Below are 21,367 nucleotides of genomic sequence, written 5' to 3'. Positions count from 1 at the left end.
GCAAGGAACCTCCATGTAAGGCGGAAGGAGGGGAATGAATGAAACGTTATTTTGAATTAGAAGCTAGCATGGCATATAGACTGGCAGAGCAGGAAACGGATACTATCCTTGAAACGATAGCTGGCGCATATATCGCAAATAATCCGCCTCATCCGTTCGTATTCCGATGCTATGACAGACTTTCAATTCCACAGCTGCAGGATGGTAGATTTGATTTTAAACTGCATGACAAACATCCCGAAGCGGCTTATGGTCAATATGCCTTCGCACTTGGCATGCTGTGGAGTGACAACATCAGGTCGGTTGAAACAGCCCTCAATTGTTATGGTCCGACTAAGCTGCTGCTCAATGGCAAGCTGCTTTATAAATCGAGCGTAGCGGAAGAGGTAAATGTAGAGACACGCAAAATTGTTGAAGTAAAGCTGCAGCAGGGCTGGAATGCTTTTCTGCTTATTTTCCAAAAAGTAGCTTCCGGTTTTGGCTGCATATTCGGTTCAAACCGCAGCCATTCGACGCCTTTAGATTTTATGAACCCATTCCAAGATCGATATGACTGCGGCGGTTGGCTGTATTCGGAGCCGCTAGATGATGAACGATTCGATGAAACCAACTTCCCGGATGTGAACGGATCCGAATCGGACTCCTCTGTCAGGTGGCTTCCTTCTCAAGTGCGGACGGCTGATCAACAGTCGCTAATGAACTGCGCAAGAATTTTCGGCATCCAGCCGAATAAGGTGGCTTATGCTTGGGCGAAAGGGAACTCCGTCCTCCCAGGCCGAAATCGGTACACTGTGAAGGGATGGTCAGCAGGCCAGCTGCGCATCTGGGTTAACAGTGAACTCGTCGCAATGTCCGAGACAGAAGGGCCTTTTGAGTTGGAGGTTAATCTCGCATATGGCTTCCACAATTGGTTAGTTGAGTCTGCTTGCGGGAAAGAAGATTGGGGCTTTTCACTGGAAGCATCTGCTGGAAATGAAGGGTATTCATTTCGTCAGCCACACCCCGTAAAAGGTACAAATGAATGTTGGTTTTACTTAGGACCGATGGAGCGCACGGAAGATATCGTCCCGGAACAGCTGCAAACAATGTACCGTTTGTTTGAAGGGGATGATGCAGCAGGTATTGGCCATTATACGTACTGGCGAATAGATAGGCCTGGCGTGTGGATCAGACCTTACCTGCACAATGCCCGTTATGCAAGATGGAATTATCCGATTGGTGTGACACTGTACGGTCTTCTCCAGACCGGAAGAAAGCTCGCTCGAACGGATGTCGTAAGATACATATTACAACACTTGAAAACGTGTACGACGATGTACGACTACGCGATGTGGGACCGTGAGCAATATGGGTATCCGGCGATGAATACGAAACTGGTTGATATGAAGATGCTGGACGATTGTGGTTCGATCGGCAGTGCCATGCTGGAAGCAAATCAAGAGGTACAGGATGACGATTTTGTCAGGCTGGCACATCGGATTGCCGAGTATATGGCAAACACACAGGAACGGCAGGGTGACGGTGCATTTTATCGTGAATCCAAAGGTTATTACATGGAAAATACGTTATGGGCGGATGACTTGTACATGAGCACCCCATTTCTGATCCGATACTACAAACTGACAGGTGAACGTAAATGGCTGGATGATGCTGCGAGACAGTTCAAGCTTTATAAGAAATACTTGTATCTCTCCAATATCAAACTGATGTCGCATGTCTATGACTTCAAATTCAATATGGCTAATGGGATACCTTGGGGACGCGGGAACGGTTGGGTTATTTTTTCTCTATCGGAGCTCCTAGAGACAATGCCAGAGGACTATAAGGACAGAGGGGATTTGCTCGCTTTCTTCAGAGAGCTCTCTGAAGGATTACTTGCTCGTCAAGGCAAGGAAGGCCTGTGGCATCAAGTGTTAACAGATGAGGGATCGTTCGAGGAAACATCCTGTACATCCATGTTTGTTTATGCCTTTGCCAGAGGGGTTCGATTCGGCTGGCTGGATGAGATCAAGCTGTATGCAGAGGCTGTACGCAAAGCGTGGAGCGGATTGATCAACCATGCCTTTGAAGGCAATGGATCGGTGCATGGTGTGTGCTGCGGATCGAAATATTCCTATTCCCCTGATTATTACAAATATGACCTTAAAGCGGTTACGAATGATCCACATGGCATTGGCATTGTCTTGCTTGCCGGCATCGAAGCCGACAATATGAACCGAATGTTATCAACCTTACCTGCTGCGGAATAAATGAAGAGGAGTGGAAAATATGAAAGGCGATGTCTATTACTCGACGATAACCAAAAAGCAAGATGAGTTGACGGGTGTAGAGGTGATACAGCTCACCGACAATTCTGGGGATACATATCATCCCTATTTCACCAAAACATTGATTGATTCTGAAAATAATTACATTCTTCTGGCGTCTAATCGTTCCGGTTTGATGCAATTATACACACTGAGGTTTAAGGACGGACAAATGGTACAAATCACCGATCGGGAGGGGATTAATCCTTTCAGTTCCGTACTCGATGCCTGGCATCATATTGTTTATTATTTTGCAGATCGCATGCTGATGTGCGTTCGACTTGATGATCTGGAGACCGAGGAACTCATGGAAATTCCACGTGGTTTTCAGCCCAGCGATCTATCTGTCGACAATACTGGAAAATATCTCGCTTTTTCGTATGTAGAGCATATGGAGCTTTGTACGGATAGTGGAGGCACCTATTCAACGCACAGGGAAAAACATTTCCGCAGACCAAGGAGCGTAGTGATTCGCTTTGATATCGATCGGAAAGTTCCCTATGTGGTATGGGGAGAAGGAGAATATATCTCTCATGTAAATATAAGCCCGGTCGATTCGAATATGATTTTGTTTTGCCATGAAGGTCCCTGGCTTCAGGTTCAGAGAATGTGGACAGCGCGCATAGACCATGACAAGGTGTATCCGTTAGTGGATCAGAAGATAGGGTTGGAACGGATCGGACATGAATTTTTTACCGCCAGCGGAAGAGTGGGTGCTCAGTATTCATCTAGGGAACGGGTGGGAGATGAATTTTTGTTGCATGGCGATATTTTCATAAACACAGATGGTTCGAACGAGAGAAGATATTATTACCCTTTCACTCGACCTTCCCATGTACAGATGAACTACCAGGAAACGATAGGTGTCGGTGATCGTGCGCACATTCGTGAAGTGATGAAGGATAGTGGAAACTACATGTCCTTGTTGAAATACAAAGGGGATTCGATAGAAGTCGGCCTTCTTTGTACTCATGGCACTTCCTGGGGCAGCCAGATGTCACATCCGCATCCCATCTTTACCCGAGATGACCAGCATATCCTGTTCTCCTCCGACAGAGGCGGCAAATCCAATGTATACATGGCAAGAGCAGATTGGGATAAAACGTTGAAGAGTGATAAGCGGATAGAAAGGTAAGCCAAAGACAACCGGTATTATGAAAAACGATTTATTATTTTGAACAGCAATGAGATTGCATAGAATAAAAAAAATGATGTGCTCCAGTTAGATTGACGGGATTTTTTGAAGTCGTGATTAAGTTATTATTCTATAATAAATATCCAGGAAATTTACGTTGCTTCGTGTTCACAACCTCAAAAAATTCGGCAATACAGCGGAAGATTTGGAAGATTTGATCTCCATCGGCACTATTGGTTTGATCAAAGCTATCGAGTCTTTCTCGCCGAATAAGGGCACGAAGCTAGCGACTTTTGCAGCACGTTGCATTGAGAATGAGATCCTTATGCATCTGCGATCCTTGAAAAAACAAGGAAAGATGTGTCTTTGCATGATCCCATTGGAACGGATAAAGAGGGGAATGAAATTACACTTATTGACATCCTCGGTAGCGAGGCGGACGATGTGGTGGATGCGGTGCAGCTCAAGATCGAGAAGTCGAAAATTTATCGGAATCTAGAGATATTGGACGATCGTGAGAAAGAAGTCGTAGTCGGAGGATTGGCAGCTGGCCGAGATACGGAATCGGAAAATTGGATTCGTGTTTCAAAACTTTAATTTACTACCCCGATTAAGTGCATATGAGAATGTGGAATGCAGCAGGCGAAGCGGGTTGTGAGGTTTCGGGATGGGCGGTTGTTAGAGAGTGTTTAGAATAAGATGGTGAAGATAGGGACTCCATGGGATATATAAGTGGTGTTCACTTTTGTGAACATCACTTTTTTAGTATTTGAGGTTCGTTATTAGTTAATGAGGAGACCGGCAAATAAAGATATAGACTTCCGGTGGGCATTAAGCTAACGGGCAGGATAATTTAAGATTATTCGCACTGAACCTTACCATAAGTGACGGCGAAAAGTTGAGTTGAAGGTTGAAGCTTCGATGGTAAATCTATGAAGAAGCGCGTAAAGACCCAACTCATGTGGAATCGGTCATATATGCCGAGACGAGACCTTTATCAGGAATAGTTCTCCATCATTTGATATAAATAATTTCGAAAGTCTTCAACATAGGTTTTGGGCTCTACAACTTTTAGATGAGTGCCGAAGCTTGCTAATAATTGAAATCCCCTACGATTTTGAGGGACATAAATGGTTGCTAATAAAAATCCAGAACTATGGTCTTCAATACTTCTTCGACCATACCTTTCGATGATTTGATCTTTTATGCTAGGCGATATCCATGCCTTAATCGTGACGAGTCGCGGTAGATAACTTGCTTCGTGTCCTTGCTCTGACCAATCGTCTCTAGGATGAAACGCGCGTTCATCCATAGTAATATGATCGATCCGAGATAACTTGAATGTTCGAGATCCCTGTCGATGTAAACAGAATCCTTTCAAGTACCAACTCGATTCGCTAAAATGCAACTCATAGGGCTCGACCATTCTATTCGTTACAGCCCCGTCTTTATCTGTATAATCAAACGAAACCAGCCTTTTCTTTAAAATGGATTCGTGACATGTCTTTAAGGTTTCAAGAATCTCGGACCGACCTTCCCAATCATAAAACGACAGTTGAATGGAACGATTCAGAGACAATGGACTAACCATTGCCTCTATTTTTTTTATCGTTCTTTCAACTTCTTCAGTAAGGAGGATTTGTTCCAATCCGCCGAGCGCAGTTAAAATATTCTGTAAATCGGAGCTGCTTAAAAGGCGTTTATCAACCTTGTATTCATCTATTATGCCGTAGCCGCCTTTGACCCCATTGACAGAGTAGATCGGGATGTTCGATAAGCTCAATGTTTCCATATCGCGAAGGATCGTTCTTTTGGAAACATTGAATAGTTGTGAGAATTCCTTTGTAGAAACAACCTCTTTTTTCAGCAATATCATGATAATCGAAATAAGTCTCTCCACTTTGTCCATAATTGCCCTCTTTTTTCTACATGATTTCAGAACGGTGACACTAAGATGTCACCTTTTGTCCATTATACTACATGTATCACAAGAAGGAGGTTTTGATTCAATGTTTAATCCAACCGATTTTCCCAAGCCCACCCTTATTTCAGTTAACGGTGTGGAACTCGAAGTCTTTGAAGCAGGCCGACAAAATGCCGGAAAACCCATTGTCCTCTGTCACGGCTGGCCAGAGCATGCCTTTTCTTGGCGCCATCAGATGGCCGCCCTTGCCGCAGCGGGCTACCATGTCATCGTCCCAAACCAGCGAGGTTACGGCAACTCATCCCGTCCGACCGAAGTAACAGACTATGACATTGAACACTTGTCGGGTGATCTCATCGCACTTCTCGATCACTACGGATACGAAGATGCCACCTTTGTCGGTCATGATTGGGGTGCAATGGTCGTTTGGGGACTGACCTTATTGCATCCAAACCGTGTAAACAAAGTGATAAATCTGAGCTTGCCTTACCAAGAGCGCGGAGAAAAACCCTGGATCGAGTTCATGGAAGAAATACTTGGCGGCGACTTCTATTTCGTCCACTTCAATCGACAGCCAGGCGTCGCGGACGCCGTATTAGAAGACCATACATTCCAGTTCCTTCGCAACCTGTACAGGAAGAACGAGCCCCCCACAGCGCCTCAGCCAGGTATGGTGTGGATCAATCTCGCCAGAGCAGAAACACCACTGGGTGAGCCTTTGATGAGCGACAGCGAGCTGGCCGTTTTCGTCTCCGCCTTTGAAACATCAGGGTTCACGGGCAGCATAAATTGGTACAGGAACCTTGACCGCAACTGGCGCTTATTGGCGGAGGTGAACCCAATCATCCAACAGCCGACCCTCATGATCTACGGCGACCGGGATTTGATCCAGAGGTCTGAAAACCTGACAAAGTTCGTGCCCAATGTGGAAGTGGTCAATCTGGATAGCGGTCATTGGATTCAGCAAGAAAAGCCGGAAGAAACAAACCAAGCGATTTTGAAATGGCTGGAACAGCAGGATGCCACCTAGTCCTAAGAGCGTTTCAAGGTTGAGCCTGCCCTCCGGCTTGACCGGAGGGGTGGAATGAGATAATCCTCTGAAAAACAACGAAGGAGCTGCAGTGACAGCTCCTTTTGCATTTTTCGCCGATAGACTCGTTAAGCTGAACCGTATCACTAGTCAATAAACTAAAGGGTAACGATAGTACAACGACAACAGGCTGCCGGCAATTCGGCAGCCTGTTCAGCTAATACGAACGGGCAGGATAGTGAAATAGTAAGCCGAAATATTATAGATCTGGAAAAGGGGGAGTTTTTATTTTCAGTCCAAAGACGGATTATGACTTTAGGATTTGCTCCGATGATAGGGATTCATATATAACTTTCTCAATAGAACAGTACATACATAATAGATTACCTAGCTTATCCTGTTCCATTGAAGTGCTTGATAACAAATTCACAGGCTGGAACATAGATGTCTGGTTTTCTATAGACGAATTGATTCAATTTATTACCCGTCTGGAACAAGACAATTTATCAGCAAAATGCAGTATTAGTGCGATGTCTCCAGATGATTTTACTTTGTCACTTGAACGAATAAATCGTAAGGGCGATATATTTCTTTCTTATTCAATATCAGCCTCAAAGTTTATGGAGAATGAATTCGTAAGGACTACCTTGAGTGGTGGGTTTATATATGATCAAGAATACCTCTTAACAGGTATTGAAGACCTGAAACGATTTGCTTCGGTAACTAAAATCCAAGCTGATATAGACTTCAGGTTTGATTAAGCTAACGGAGAACGATAGTGAAGGAGCTTTCATCGCGGCAGCTCTTTTTTTGTTTATTCAAGTAACTGTCAAGGACATGTTAAAATATGTATTGAGGTGACTTATAGATATGCAAAGAACTTCTTGGGAACAGATTAACACACTGCTTAATAGCATTAAAGATGGATCATGTGATCTCGAAGACAACCGGATCGTAGAAATGATTGGTAATTGGATCCCAAGCTATAACTGTGAAGCTGCAGCGGACGGATTTTTAGAAGTCGTCTCTGAAGTTATTCTTGCTCGTCAGCATCTCGAGCGGGCGCTTTTGAAAATAGTCGTTCGTCCAATGTTTTACATGGGTATAAGTGAGTCAAAACAGGTGTTTGCATGGATAAATCACTTTCTAAATGGCGAACGCAATAGCCTTTCAGAGGAATGTATGGCTTGGTTGAGAAATGATCTTGTAGAGTTAAAGGCAGTCCTAATTACGGACATTCTTAAAGAGATTCAAGAAGAGGAAAAATAAGAGCAAGCAGCGTTACGCTAACGATGAACGTAAGTTTACAGAATTGGGGGATGATTGTTTATTGTTGATAAATTTTTTTAGATCGCTTTTATTTCATTTGGTTATTTCTGTGCTAACAATCATAATAGTACTTTTAACTTCCTTTAAATTACCAATTGAACTTGGATTATTTAATATCTTTATTTACTATCTTTTTGGAAGAATATACTTGGTTAAGTTAAGTAATTGGAAAAAAGAGATACAATCTATCATGCCTATTTCCCTTATCGCTATTTTTGGTATTATAACTAACGAGGCTGCCGGCATGAATAGGCAGCCTCGTTAAAGTAAAGGGCAGAACAGTCTATTACCTATAGAAATATTCAAATAACAAACTAATCTATTATCGGAGTGGTTCAAATTGCGAAATATCAATGATTTATTAGGTTTGTTAGCTGAAGTGAGGACTTTAATTGATTCGCCAAATACTAATGTCATATGGTCACAATTCGATTCCGTTAAGGAAGTACTAAATACATTGGATATGCTCAAAAGGCGGATAGAACTTGGAGATAATAAAGTAATATCTGAACTAAAAATCTTATTCGCTCCAACTGGTTCATTCCAAGAAATATCCATTGATAGTGGTTGGGGTGAAAAGTTTATTGAGTTAGCTACTCGGTTCGACGAAATTATTGTTTCTAAATGATTCAACTAATGGAAAACTATAGCTTAATAAATAAAAAAGACGCGGCTGCCGACATGGATCGGCAGCCGCGTTGTGCTAACGGGCAGGATAGTTTATTAGTTCCTTCCTGTCACTTATAAAAAATGTTATAATATGGATAGTGAAATTTGAGGAGGTCTAAAATGAAAAATACTTCCTATAATCCATTTAATGACGAGACGCTTCATCTTACTGATAATAAAACCGAAACGAGTTCCCTTGAAGTCTAAAATGAAAAATACTTCCTATAATCCATTTAATGACGAGACGCTTCATCTTACTGATAATAAAACCGAAACGAGTTCCCTTGAAGATAGGGCTCCATTTAATGATGTAATCAAACATGTCGATATTGTTTCTGGTTTCCAAGTTCCCAAAAGGCTCGACCATTTTCCACAGTGGTATAAAAATCCTCAGAGAATATTTGCTACTATTTCTGTCCTTGTATTCGCATCATTTATGATATACCAAGTTATTCGGATTATTACTGCTATTGCTTCGGGGAAGTAGTAGAACCTCCCCCGCGTTAAACTAACGGAGAACGTTTGTTCAATAAAACACACCAATGGGAGGCTGCCGGCATGATCGGCAGCCTCCATTACGTTAACGGGCAGTAGAGCGTGGCGGAAAGCCATTTATGTAACTTTGAAGTATTGGGCAGGAGAGTTTAGCAATAATTAATTTTTACCAGTTATGATCTCGAACAGTTTGTNGGGCAGTAGAGCGTGGCGGAAAGCCATTTATGTAACTTTGAAGTATTGGGCAGGAGAGTTTAGCAATAATTAATTTTTACCAGTTATGATCTCGAACAGTTTGTTATTATATGTAATAAAACATTTGTTAGATATGTAAAAGGGAGATATATGAAAAGGACAAATACTCATTCCACTTTGGAAGAAAACATTTTTACGATTGAATGTAAGGATATTATTTTAAGAGAATTCATAATTGATGATCTAGACAGGTTTCATTCTCTAACCTGGCAACCTGAAATACATGAATACTTGCCAGGTTGGAACGTATCTAAAGAACAACGGGAAGATTGGTTTATAAACTACGAAATTAAAGGGAACAAACAGTTTCTAAATGCTGTATCGGAAGGCGGAGACATTGGTGAACTCGGTCTTCGTTTGGGAATAATATCGAAARAGTCGGGTGAGTTTATYGGTTGGTGCTGTACGGGAATAAAAGACGAATTACCGCCTCCAAACAGAGAGATCATGTATGCAATATCAAAGGATCATAGAGGCAAGGGTTATACCACGCAAGCTGCACAAGGGATAATCAAGTATTTATTTGAGAATACGAACGTCGAGGGTAATACAAAAATGCGGTTTAAATTTTCAAAGTATTATCGAGATTGATACCGAAAGATATAATTATTACAAACTTAGTAAAAGTGAGTGGGAAATCAAGGTGTAGTGATCTTTCATCGTTGAGCTAACGGGAGAACGATAGCTCAATGATAGAAACGGTATTTTGAAAGGAGTTAGGGAATTTGGCACAATGTCAGTCTTGTGGTGACAAAAAGCAAGATTCAGAACTGATACTTTTTGATGGCACCCCCCATCCAAATTTAGTCGATCAATTAAAAAAGAAACTTACTGCTCCTATCTTAATCTGTTTGCCGTGTTATTATGCGATCATAGGATTACGCTAACGGAGAACTTTAGTTGAACGAAAAAAAGGAGCAGTTTGCCGCGGGCAGCTGCGACATCTTGCGGCTGCCTTGTTTGAACAATAGAACGTCATCTCGTGTCATTGGTCCGTACCTAGATGGAACGGGCTTTTTCTTTGTTTCTAAACCTTCTTGAGGAGTTGGATTTAGAAATCCTGTTTGAGATGAATGGGAGAGGACTGATGATTCGGAAACTCAAAAAATATAAGACGGAATTTTGAAAGCGGACAACCCATCTCTACATTTATTATAAAGGGTAAGATCACCACAAATGACTATAGGCGCTATAACTGACTAGAAACGAATAGATGGCAAAACATAAGGAATGTTTTTGGCAATCAGGTATCATTGTCAAGAAGATCAGGGGAAACGAGCCGTAAAGTCATACCGTCCATGTGGTAAAATAATTATCATTAAAGGGACGAAGGGAAAATGAACAACATGAGAAAACCACTTTTTACAATATTCAATTCGCTCCGATTTAAGCTGATCACGGGACTCATGCTTATAATGCTGCCGATTGTTCTCTTCCTGATTTATTCAAACTTCTATTCGATCCAGGTTGTTCGCAACCAGGTAGGGCAATCTAACAGCAACATGATCAGCCTCTATATGGGGTTGATCGACAAGTCGTTAGCCGACATTGACAGCTATTTGCTGAAGTATGCCTCGGAGGAAACAGGACTGCACGTTCTCGACCGGTCTCCTGAGATCGATATCGATTTGTATAAAATGGAACGTATTTGGCAATTCAAACAACTGGAGAATAATGTGACTTACTACGAGGGACTCGACTATTTTTTCATATATTCGCCCATTAACAACGATTTGGTGTTTGCTCCCAAGCAGACAGGCTCGGCTGGTTCCGACAATCAGCCTATAAAGGATGCCATTGTCTCGCTTATCGTTGACGGGCAATCGGCAGAAAGTTTTCAGACCGGGAGATGGTCCGTATTTCGCGTTTATGAAAAGGATTATTTGTTATATTTCATAAAGGTTGGTGGTTTATATATCGGGGCTGGTGTAAATACGCAGGATGTGACGGGGCCGCTCAATCTTTTGGATCTCGGCGCCGATGGGAGAGCGCTGCTGGTCGATGGCAACCACAAGCCGCTAAAGGACGAATCATTTTTTAGAGAACAGGGAATCGATCTTTCCTATACGTCTAAGTCGTACCGTTTAAGCGGTTTCGATGAAGGGTATCTGGTGATCGGAGAGCATTCCGGCAAAGGGGATTTCGGACTGGTCGCTGTGGTTCCCGATCAAAGCATTCTCCAGAAGCTGCCTTATTTGCAGAGGATCATTTTACTAATTGCGGCAGGGACCGTCTTGATCTTACTACTAGCCTTCTATTTCATGAGGAGAGTCGTACTCCGTCCGATTAACCGAATCGTACTGGCCATGCGCAGGATCAAAGAGGGTCACTTGGAGATGCGAATAGCGAAGAAACCGACCTCTAACGAATTCGAACTGATGAACGAGATGTTCAACAGCATGGTGACCGACATTCAGAAGCTGAAAATCGATGTCTATGAGGAGCAATTGATCAGTCAGAAAGCGGAGCTGAAGCATTTGCAGCTGCAAATCAATCCGCACTTCTTTTTGAACAGTCTGAATGTCGTTTATTATTTGGCTCAGGAGAGGAAATACGGGTTGATTCAAGAGCTTTCCCTCTCATTAATCAGATATTTCCGCTTCATGTTTCGCAGCCATACGGATCATGTTCTAGTTCGGGACGAGCTGGGTCATACGAAAAATTATTTGAACATCCAGAAGATTCGGTTTCCGGGAAGCTTGACGTACGGCATTACCGTCCCGGATGACCTGCTCGATTGTTGTATTCCCCCGCTGATCATTCAAAGCTTTGCAGAAAACACGATCAAGCATACGGTCAACACGGACGAGCCTACCCATATCGAGATTTCAATCGAACGGGATAGCCGGAATGATGAGGAACGGCTTCACATCCGGATTCGCGATACGGGCATGGGTTATGAGAACGAGGTGCTCGAGAAGCTGAGACAAGAGATTAAGCTGACGACTGAAGAAGGTGAGCATATCGGGATTTGGAATGCCCAGCAAAGACTGCGGCTTTTGTACGGGGGTCAGGCGATCATGGGGTTTTCAAACGATAACGGCGCCATTGTGGATATTTATTTGCCGATCATGAAAGGATAGGGGCGAGAGTATGTACCGGTTATTGATCGTGGACGACGAAGAATTTACCGCGAACGGCATTAGGGCAAGTGTGAACTGGTCAAAATTCGGCATCATTCACGTATCTGTAGCGAACAATGCACGTCAAGCGAAGGAGAAATTTGGCGAACATTCATTCGATATGATGATATGCGATATTGAGATGCCGCAAGGAAGCGGACTCGAACTTTATAAGTGGGTACGGGAAGAGCATCCTTGGACGGAGTGTGTCTTTCTGACTTGTCATGCCGACTTTCAATACGCGAAAAAAGCGATCCAGCTAGGGAGCTTCGAGTATTTGCTCAAGCCTGCGCCACCCGAAGAGCTGGAGCAAGTCATGACAGAGCTGATTAAGAAAATAAGCAAAGACCGGAAATCGTCATCGATCGTCATCGAGCGGTTCTGGCAGGATGTACTGCAGCAGGTCATTCCATCCCAGCCGGACAAAATCATGGAGGCTATCGGGAAGCATAATATACCGTATACGAGCAGGATGAAGTTTTTACCCATTTTGATCGGCATTCAACATTGGAAAAAAGAACTGAGCGCTCGCGATGCCCAAATTATGGAGTACGCGCTAACGAACGCCTTGGAGGAATTGGTCATCCATCAAGCTGCAGCGGCTCACATCGTTCGCGTCAAGGCCAATCAGTTATTGGCGGTGTTTTTTACGGAACATGAGTTAGAGGTGAGCGGAGAGAAGTTCCGCAAAGAGCTCATACAACGCTGCGGTTTGTTCATCGAGACGTGTAACCGATATTTTTATTGCCATTTATCCTGTTATATCGGTCAACCGTCAGAGATACACGGCGTTCGCGATATGGTTGAAAATTTGGCAGCGCTTAGAAAGAATCAAGTGAACGCCGTCGACCGCGTCGTGCTTATCGACGAGAAAATGCCAAATGAAACGCCTTTTCCCATGCCTCCGATGAGAATATGGTCCGAGCTGATCAAGCAGGGGGACAAGAAGAAGCTGATGGCTGAGTCGCAAGATTTTCTGGAGTCGCTTAAGTGGATCGAAGGGCTGAACTCGAAAAGTCTGCAGCAGTTTTATTTAAGCTTCCTGCAGATGGTTCTGCATACGCTTCAGCAGAAAGGGTTGTATTTGGACGATATTTTAGCGGATCATTTCGCGCCGGAACGTATTTCGTCTGCCGCTGAGAGCGTCAGGAATCTGCAAGACTGGGTAACGGATGTCCTTGAATTTGCAATGACTTCCATCGAAGCGCTTGGTTCGAACGAGACAGTGGTGAACAAGATCAAGCGGTATATATCGACGAATATCGATCAGGAGATGTCCAGACAGTACATTGCCGACTACATTGGGCTCAGTCCCGACCACATTGTCAAGCTTTTCAAAAAGGAAACAGGTCTCTCGATATCGGAGTATATTCTGAAAGAAAGGATCGATCTTGCGAAAGAACTACTGGCCAAATCGGAAACTTCGATAAGCAACGTCGCTTTGGCGGTAGGCTTCGCTAATTTCTCTTATTTCTCCACCCTCTTCAAGAAGGAAGTCTTGATGACGCCTCAAGAATATCGGAAAAGATTCTCTTCCAGCATGTAAACGAAATATGTACATCAAGGACGCCGACTGGCGTTTTCTCTTTATGTGGACGGAATCTCGAAACCGAGAGAACGGATTCTTGAAAGCGGGTAAACGGGAACTTCAATAAAATAATAATAGCAAGCGGCAAGACCAATCAAAATAGGGGGTTCTTACATGAAGAAAAAAATGAAGAGCGCTGCAATACTTCTGATTTCCGTAATGGCAACGTCTACTCTGGTCACGGCCTGCAGCTCGGGCTCGAGCAACCAACCGAATGCGAGCGGAGCTCCTGGACTGTCGGGCAGCGCGAAGCCGGACCTGAAGCCCGTTGAACTGACGATGGTGTTTCCGGTTGACAGCGAGCAGAAAGACTTGAAAGCGGTACAAGAAAAAATCAACAAGATTACGCAGGAAAAAATCAATGCGACCGTGAAGCTCGTTCAGATCACGAAAGGCGCCTGGGCGCAGCAAACCACACTGATGCTGTCCGGCAACGAGAAAATGGACCTCATCGTAAGCGGCCGAGGCACATACGAGCAGCAAGTAGCCAAGGGCAACTATCTTGAGCTTGACGACTACATTGCCAAATACGGTCAAGGCGTTCAAAAAGTGCTGGACGATTTGGATCCGGCTTACCTAAAAGCGCCCAGGATCAACGGGAAAACTTACGGGATAACGAGTATCCGGGACTTTGCGAACGACTTCGGCATCTCAATGCGCAAGGATCTTGTGGACAAGTACAAAATCGATACGAAAGCGATCAGATCGCTGGACGACCTTGACGCCGTATTCAAGGTGATCAAGGAGAATGAGCCTGATGTGATTCCGGTGACCAAGTTTGCCAACTCGATTCTGGGCAGCCCTTTCGTCGGTGGCATGCTGGATCCTTTGGGAGACGGACTCGGTGTGCTGCCGGCGCACGATAACGGGATGAAGGTAGTCAATTGGGTTGAAACTCCGGAATATGCCAAGCTGCTGGATACAACAAGAGGATGGTATTTGGCCGGATATGTTGCTAAAGATGCGGCAACCAGTAATGAAATTTGGCAAAATTTGATGAAGGCAGGAAAGGTCTTCTCGACGTTACATCATATGAGTCCATTTAGCGAAGCGGCAAATTCCTTAACTGTAGGAAAAGATTTGGTCGAGGTGCGCCTGTTGCCGGCCGTCGCGACCACTACCAACATCACCTCGTATATGTGGAGCATTCCTAGAAACGCGCAGAACCCGGAAAGGTCTATGATGCTGCTTAATTTGATGTATACAGACAAAGATTTTATCAATTTGCTCGACTGGGGGATCGAAGGGCAGCATTACGTAAAAAAATCGGATAATGTCATCGATTTCCCACAGGGCGTCAATGCTTCGAATAGCGGCTACTACCCTTCCGAAAACTGGCTATTCGGAAATATGTTCCTCTCCTATTTGTTCAACGGGGAAAATCCGGACCGTAACAAGAAGCTGACGGAATTCATTAAGAACTCGAAAAAATCGAAAGCGCTCGGCTTCATTTACAATCCGGAGCCTGTTAAGACAGAAATCGCGGCTCTTAAGAATGTGACGAACCAGTACGCTCTCGCTTTGGAGACCGGCACGGTGGATCCCGCTAAGGTATTGCCCGAGTATATCAAGCAAATGAAAGCGGCGGGCGTCGACAAGGTCATTGCCGAGAAGCAAAAGCAGCTTGACGCTTGGGCAGCGGCCAATAAATAATCCGACGGATCCTCCTGTAAAAGACGTAATGTCTCGAACGAGGCGACTGAAAAAGCTTCTTTGAACTAAAAAGGTACAGCTCCTCAAAAAAATGAGGAGCTGTACCTTTATCCTTAATCATTGAGGTATCAAAGGGAGCAGGTGAATTGCTTTAGAAAACGTTTTCAAATTCACAGATAGATAGATAGATAGATAGAACTGCTGCAAACAGTTAACGGTTTACCGTGGCAAGACAAGATGAAAAAAGAGAGGTGTTCTTCATGTTTAATCGTGTCAGAATTACGGAAATCATTGAACAAAAAAGGGAAAAATTCATCAATGTGAGCGATAACATCTGGGACTATGCCGAAACCCAATTCAAAGAGTTCCGCTCTGCCGACCTGCTTTGCAAGACACTCGAAGAAGAAGATTTTACGGTAAAACGAGGAGTCGGCGGCTTGGAAACCGCCTTTATCGGCAGCTATGGAAGCGGCAAACCCATTGTGGCTATCCTTGGGGAATATGACGCGCTTTCCGGACTGAGCCAGGAAAGGGGGCAAGTATCCCATCAGCCTATTCAGCAAGACGGCAATGGGCATGGCTGCGGACATAACTTACTGGGGACGGGCTCGCTTGCTGCAGCGATCGCAGTTCGCCATTATATGGAGGAAAACCAGATTAAAGGAACGATCCGTTACTACGGCTGCCCGGCCGAAGAAGGCGGCTCCGGAAAAACTATCATGGTTCGCGAAGGCTTGTTTGACGATGCGGACATCGCCATCTGCTGGCATCCTGAAATCGTGAACGCGGTAATGTCTGTAACCAATCTGGCCAATTATCAGGTTTTCTTCAAGTTTAAGGGAAAGGCGTCCCACGCCTCAGCCGCTCCTCATCTCGGACGTAGTGCGCTGGATGCCGTCGAGTTGATGAACATCGGGTGTAACTATCTGCGTGAACACATCATGCCGGAAGCCCGTATTCATTATGCCATAACGAATTCAGGTGGATTCTCCCCCAATGTTGTGCAGGCGGAAGCGGAAGTGCTCTACCTGATTCGCGCTCCGAAAACGCCGCAGGTGGAAGATCTCTATCAGCGCGTATGCAAGGTTGCCCGTGGTGCCGCCATGATGACGGAGACGGAAGTAGAAATTATTTTTGACAAGGCATGCTCCAGCCTGATTCCCAACCAAACACTGGAAACCATCATGTACAACAACTTCTATGAGTTGGGTGTACATACTTTTGACGAAGCGGAAAAGGAATTTGCTCGTCAAATCCGTAAATCCCTAACTGAAGCGGAAAAGCAAAGCGTCTTGGATCTCCTGGCGCTCCTACCGGTCCAGGCAAGCAAGGAATTCGTGCAGCAGTTGAAAGAACTAGAGCTTTCCACCGATCTTCTTCCTTATCTAAACAAAACGCTTAACTTGTCCACTTCAACCGATGTGGGTGACGTCAGTTGGGTCGTGCCCACTGTGCAATGCGTGACCACTTGCTTTGCAATGGGGACACAACTACATTCCTGGCAGGCTGTGTCCCAGGTAGGAACATCTATCGGCCACAAAGGGATGCTTCAAGCAAGCAAGGTAATGGCCTCCACCGCAATTGAAGTGCTTCTCCGTCAGGAGGTCATTGACCAGGCAAAAGCAGAGCTGAGAGAAAGATTGGGTGGTGCCAGCTATATAAGCCCGATCCCGTCTGAAATTAAACATGTAGGGAGTCGTTGACTTCCTGCCTGGTTGAAGCTTTGAAAAGGGCATGAAAGACGGATCGATTCTTCTTACTTTGATCCCGTCCTGCTTGGGAGCATGATCTCGCATACCCTCACAAGCATGGTGTTTCGAATGGCAACTCGAGGTCATGTTATTCAAAAGCAATTTGGACTCGATCCGGAGCAAATCCTAGCCTACTTGATTGAAATTCTTATCCCAATTCGTTCGCGCTAAACCTGATCCCTCCATCTTCGAACTAGAGTGAAGGGCTGAGTAAAATTCAGCCTCTCCTTACCAAATCATACATGAGGTTTTCCCACATACGCTTTTCGATGCTCATCATTCATGCGCATGCGACTTAAAACAGTATATAGGGTCCATATATTTGGCACTGAAACTCAACTTCGTATCCGACACCATAAAATGACTGCAGGAGGCTAACCGATGACACAAGTACAAGTATCCCTTATATTGATTGCTGTCTTGACGATTGTTCTTATCCCGGCTGCCTTCACCATCTGGACACCTCAGCCAACCATTTGGCTGGCCCGCTTTCTAACCAGAAAGATCGGTCCGGACAATTATGGCTCCAAGCCATCCGATCATCCCGAGCTCATGGTGCAAACACATGTGTTCTCCGACATCTCATATCCATCCAAGTACCACGAAAATAAAATCGACCTTTACCTCCCTCAAGGTGTTTCGAAGCCGCTGCCCGTCATCATCTTTATCCACGGCGGAGGCTTCGTTACGGGAGATAAATTTATGCCCGCCAACTATTCAAGGGCTTTGGCCTCTGACGGCTTTGCCGTAATATCAATGAACTACGAGTTGGCACCCAAAGCAACTCTGTTCGATCAGACGAAACAAGTCGGCGAGGTATGGTCTTATTTGCAGCAGTTGGCTCAGAAATACCCCTTGGACCCATCACGGGTGATTTTTGCCGGTTCCTCAGCGGGGGCTTTCTTGGCCGGGGAGTTTGCCCTGATCCAAACCAATACCGAATATGCAAAGCTCGTGGGGGTCCCACAACTCGTGCCGACTAATACAATCAAGGGCTTATTGTTATATAGCGCTCCCTACGATATCACAGCATTTCAACATAGCGATGTAAAGCCCGTGCAACAATTCATGCTCAAGCGTATGGGCTGGGGCATTTTGGGCGATAAGAACTGGATGAACAACCCGAAGTTTGATGTCTTAAATCTGTCAAAGTACATCACAAAAGACTTTCCCCCTGCATTTGTAACCGACGGCAACACGAATTCGTTTGAAAAGCAAGCTAGGGTTTTCGTGACTGCTCTTCAAGAAAAGGGCGTTCCGGTCACCTCTCTGTTTTTCGACCCCGCAGTGATGAAAGCAGGTCATGGCTATCAGTTTGATATGGCCTCCCAGGCTAGCATACGTAGCCTGAAGCAGACAAAGGAGTTTCTTAAGGAAGACACTTCCTCTAGCTAAGAGAAAATAACCCGACTCCTCTAAATTGCCCTTGTACTGCTGAAACAATTTACCTTTCCAACCATAAATGTTCTTGAACCAATCGAAGCTCCCTTTCTCGAGGGGCTTTGACTGTTTCGGGAGGAATGAACCATACAACCATCAATACCCCTCAGGACATTGAAAACCTGAACCGGGACGGAACCGCTCCGGTAGCGCTAGTGAAATATATTGCCTGGTTTTCGTCAACTGGAGTCCGAGTTGTCCAACGACATAAATTTTTCGTCGTCACTTATGGTACGGTTCACCGTGATTGATCTTCAACTAATCTGCCTGTTCGTATTATGAGGTCACCAGATTTTTCTGGTCGGCCTCTTTTTTGTATGGTCGTAAAATTGCGGTAGCCGGGGATTGAACGTATCTGCCCGTGGGACTTGGATCCCGAGGGCTATTCAGTTCATCCCCTCTACTTGTTCAACCATGGTTAGGCTGGTTGGGACGTTGATCCCGTATCACATGCGATAGTGTGGAAGACAAGAAGGTTAGGGGTTGCCGGTGAATTTACTACGGGAGTGATGTCATGAATCCAGTTATTGGTTTGGATGTAATGGTTGAAGTGGTTCTTTCATATTTGGAATCCCTGCTTTCAACGAATTTGTCGTGTTCATCACATTTATTTTAGATCTATCTTCAGAACACCAAAGAACCCTGAGAATAAGATCATTACTGCCATCGAACGGGGGGATTCTTTAGGCCATCGCGGATGCAGTCAAGCCGATGTCGGAAACTCAAAAATAGGATGTCGGGATCATGGAAGTAGGGGCGGACAAATTGCTATAAGATGAAAACATGCACAAAACAATGACAGCAAAAGGTGGTTGTAACGTATGAAGGCAAGCAAAATGTCGGTGTTGCGGCTTGAGATGAGGAAGGCAAAAAAATACCGGATGCTCGTGCTCATGACGCTGCCGGGGCTACTCTACTTTCTCATCAACAATTATTTGCCGATGTTCGGCATCGTCATCGCGTTCAAAAACGTCAATTTCGCGAGGGGCATATGGGGGAGCGAGTGGATCGGCTTTAAGAACTTTGAGTATTTGTTTAAGACGAAGGATGCATACATCATCACCCGCAACACGCTATTGTACAATCTCTCTTTCATTTTCTTGAATACGGCAATCGCGATTTCGCTTGCGATCCTGCTGACTGAAATCCGCAAGCGCATTTTATCGAGAGCGTACCAAACGATGATCCTGCTTCCGTACTTGATCTCCATGGTGATCGTCGGTTACCTCGTGCTCGGTTTCCTGGACGTCGAAAAAGGCTTTATGAACAAGACTCTGCTCCCCTTGTTCGGCCTAGAGCCTATCTCTTGGTATAGCGAAACAAAATACTGGCCGTGGATCCTGACGATCGTACACGCCTGGAAAGGTGTAGGACAACTTTGCATCATCTACTTGGCTGCGATTATCGGCATCGATCAAGAGTACTATGAAGCGGCTAAAATAGACGGCGCGAACCGGTGGCAGCAAATCCGGACGATTACGATTCCGCTCATTGCGCCGGTTATTACAATTTTGACGCTACTTGCGATCGGGCGCATTTTCTATTCCGACTTCGGCCTGTTCTTCCAAGTGCCGCTTAACACGGGCGCCTTAATGCCGGTCACGAACACGATCGATACGTATGTGTACCGCGCGCTGATCAATATGGGCGATATCGGGATGTCGTCGGCCGCAGGCTTGTATCAAGCGCTCGTCGGATTTGTTCTGGTACTGGCTTCCAATGCGGTCGTGAGAAAATTCAACAAAGACAATGCACTGTTCTAGAAAGGGGCGCTCCCATGCTATCATCCGGTAAACTTTATCAATGGACGATCAACATCGTCATGCTGGCATTTACATGTTTCTGCATCATGCCATTCTGGTTGCTGCTCTCCGCTTCTCTTACGGACGACATGGAAATCATTCGTCATGGGTATGCTTTCTTCCCGAGAGTCGTTAGTTTTTCGGCATACGAATATTTATGGACGAACTCAGCTAATATACTGCGCGCTTATGGAATTACGATTCTCGTGACGGTAGTCGGAACAGCTGCAGGATTGACGCTAACGGCGTTGCTTGCCTATCCGCTGTCACGGACCGAGATGCCATTTCGCAAGATACTGTCCTTCTACGTATTTTTCACGATGCTGTTTAACGGAGGCCTTGTGCCGACCTACCTGTTATACACCAATTTCTTCAATTTGAAAAATACGATACTGGCTCTGATCATTCCGAGCCTGTTGATGAACGGTTTTTTCGTCATCCTGATGCGAACGTTCTTTGCAAGCTCGATTCCGAAGCCGATCATCGAATCGGCCTATATCGACGGGGCGAAGGAATGGAAAATTTTCGCGACAATCGTATTGCCGTTATCGACGCCGGTATTGGCTACGGTCGGGATGTTTTATACGATTATGTACTGGAACGATTGGTTTAACGGACTGATTTACATTACCGATAGCCGATACTTCAGCCTTCAAAACATGCTCAACCGGATTTTACTCGATGCGCAATTTTTGCAGTCATCGACGGAGATTGTCGCGACAAGTCATCTTCCGCTCACCTCCATGCGCATGGCCATAGCCGCGATCGGGGTCGTTCCGCTACTGGTCGCATACCCATTCTTTCAGAAGTATTTCGTAAAAGGCCTGACGGTTGGCGCCGTCAAAGGTTGAAACTATTATGTTGGAGG

General features: G+C 44.9%; 13 protein-coding genes and 3 pseudogenes. 15 read left to right on the top strand and 1 reads right to left on the bottom strand.

Annotated elements, in window-relative coordinates; all coding sequences use genetic code 11:
* Positions 1-38 precede the first annotated feature (38 nt).
* The 4 genes and pseudogenes from ASL11_RS23255 to ASL11_RS36650 all read left to right on the top strand — a co-directional run.
* Positions 39-2,249 carry a glycoside hydrolase family 88/105 protein gene (locus ASL11_RS23255; protein WP_056620351.1) on the top strand — a complete coding sequence of 737 codons (2,211 nt, stop codon included), beginning with the start codon at positions 39-41 and terminating at the stop codon, positions 2,247-2,249.
* A 19-nt stretch (positions 2,250-2,268) separates the two neighbouring features.
* Positions 2,269-3,441 carry an oligogalacturonate lyase family protein gene (locus tag ASL11_RS23250; RefSeq protein WP_056620350.1) on the top strand — a complete coding sequence of 391 codons (1,173 nt, stop codon included), beginning with the start codon at positions 2,269-2,271 and terminating at the stop codon, positions 3,439-3,441.
* Positions 3,442-3,601: 160 nt separating this feature from the next.
* A pseudogene (locus ASL11_RS23245) lies at positions 3,602-4,020 on the top strand (sigma-70 family RNA polymerase sigma factor); the annotation flags it as partial.
* Positions 3,980-4,075, top strand: a pseudogene (locus ASL11_RS36650) (macrolide ABC transporter ATP-binding protein); the annotation flags it as partial. The pseudogenes ASL11_RS23245 and ASL11_RS36650, both read left to right, overlap by 41 nt.
* A gap of 363 nt (positions 4,076-4,438) precedes the next feature.
* On the opposite strand, the gene ASL11_RS23240 reads toward ASL11_RS36650, so the two are convergent.
* On the bottom strand, positions 4,439-5,350 hold the full coding sequence (locus tag ASL11_RS23240; protein WP_056620349.1) for a helix-turn-helix transcriptional regulator: 912 nt from the start codon (positions 5,348-5,350) through the stop codon (positions 4,439-4,441).
* 100 nt (positions 5,351-5,450) lie between these two features.
* On the opposite strand from ASL11_RS23240, the gene ASL11_RS23235 reads away from it, so the two are divergent.
* The 11 genes and pseudogenes from ASL11_RS23235 (at position 5,451) to ASL11_RS23175 (ending at position 21,350) form a co-directional block, all read left to right on the top strand.
* The gene (locus tag ASL11_RS23235; protein ID WP_056620348.1) at positions 5,451-6,395 is read left to right on the top strand and encodes an alpha/beta fold hydrolase; all 945 of its coding nucleotides are present in this window, start codon (positions 5,451-5,453) and stop codon (positions 6,393-6,395) included.
* Positions 6,396-7,265: 870 nt separating this feature from the next.
* Positions 7,266-7,664, top strand: a complete 399-nt coding sequence (locus ASL11_RS23230) for a hypothetical protein (protein WP_056620347.1) — start codon at positions 7,266-7,268, stop codon at positions 7,662-7,664.
* Positions 7,665-8,064: 400 nt separating this feature from the next.
* On the top strand, positions 8,065-8,352 hold the full coding sequence (locus ASL11_RS23220) for a hypothetical protein (protein WP_056620345.1): 288 nt from the start codon (positions 8,065-8,067) through the stop codon (positions 8,350-8,352).
* 881 nt (positions 8,353-9,233) lie between these two features.
* Positions 9,234-9,792, top strand: a pseudogene (locus tag ASL11_RS23210) (GNAT family N-acetyltransferase).
* A gap of 697 nt (positions 9,793-10,489) precedes the next feature.
* Positions 10,490-12,226, top strand: coding sequence for a sensor histidine kinase (locus tag ASL11_RS23205; RefSeq protein WP_235550561.1), 1,737 nt, complete (start codon positions 10,490-10,492; stop codon positions 12,224-12,226).
* A 10-nt stretch (positions 12,227-12,236) separates the two neighbouring features.
* Positions 12,237-13,811, top strand: coding sequence for a response regulator transcription factor (locus tag ASL11_RS23200; protein ID WP_056620342.1), 1,575 nt, complete (start codon positions 12,237-12,239; stop codon positions 13,809-13,811).
* Positions 13,812-13,979: 168 nt separating this feature from the next.
* Entirely contained in the window at positions 13,980-15,506 is a 1,527-nt protein-coding gene (locus tag ASL11_RS23195) for an ABC transporter substrate-binding protein (RefSeq protein WP_235550560.1), read from the top strand.
* Between the two features lie 260 nt (positions 15,507-15,766).
* Positions 15,767-17,209 carry a M20 family metallopeptidase gene (locus ASL11_RS23190; protein ID WP_056620340.1) on the top strand — a complete coding sequence of 481 codons (1,443 nt, stop codon included), beginning with the start codon at positions 15,767-15,769 and terminating at the stop codon, positions 17,207-17,209.
* A gap of 429 nt (positions 17,210-17,638) precedes the next feature.
* On the top strand, positions 17,639-18,652 hold the full coding sequence (locus ASL11_RS23185; protein WP_056620339.1) for an alpha/beta hydrolase: 1,014 nt from the start codon (positions 17,639-17,641) through the stop codon (positions 18,650-18,652).
* Positions 18,653-19,518: 866 nt separating this feature from the next.
* On the top strand, positions 19,519-20,460 hold the full coding sequence (locus tag ASL11_RS23180; RefSeq protein WP_056620338.1) for an ABC transporter permease: 942 nt from the start codon (positions 19,519-19,521) through the stop codon (positions 20,458-20,460).
* A 14-nt stretch (positions 20,461-20,474) separates the two neighbouring features.
* Positions 20,475-21,350 carry a carbohydrate ABC transporter permease gene (locus ASL11_RS23175; RefSeq protein ID WP_056620337.1) on the top strand — a complete coding sequence of 292 codons (876 nt, stop codon included), beginning with the start codon at positions 20,475-20,477 and terminating at the stop codon, positions 21,348-21,350.
* The last annotated feature ends 17 nt before the right edge of the window (positions 21,351-21,367 follow it).

Source organism: Paenibacillus sp. Soil750, from assembly GCF_001428045.1.
Lineage (GTDB): Bacteria > Bacillota > Bacilli > Paenibacillales > NBRC-103111 > Paenibacillus_E > Paenibacillus_E allorhizoplanae.
Note: the sequence above shows the minus strand (reverse complement) of the source record. Positions and strands in the feature narration are given on the sequence as shown.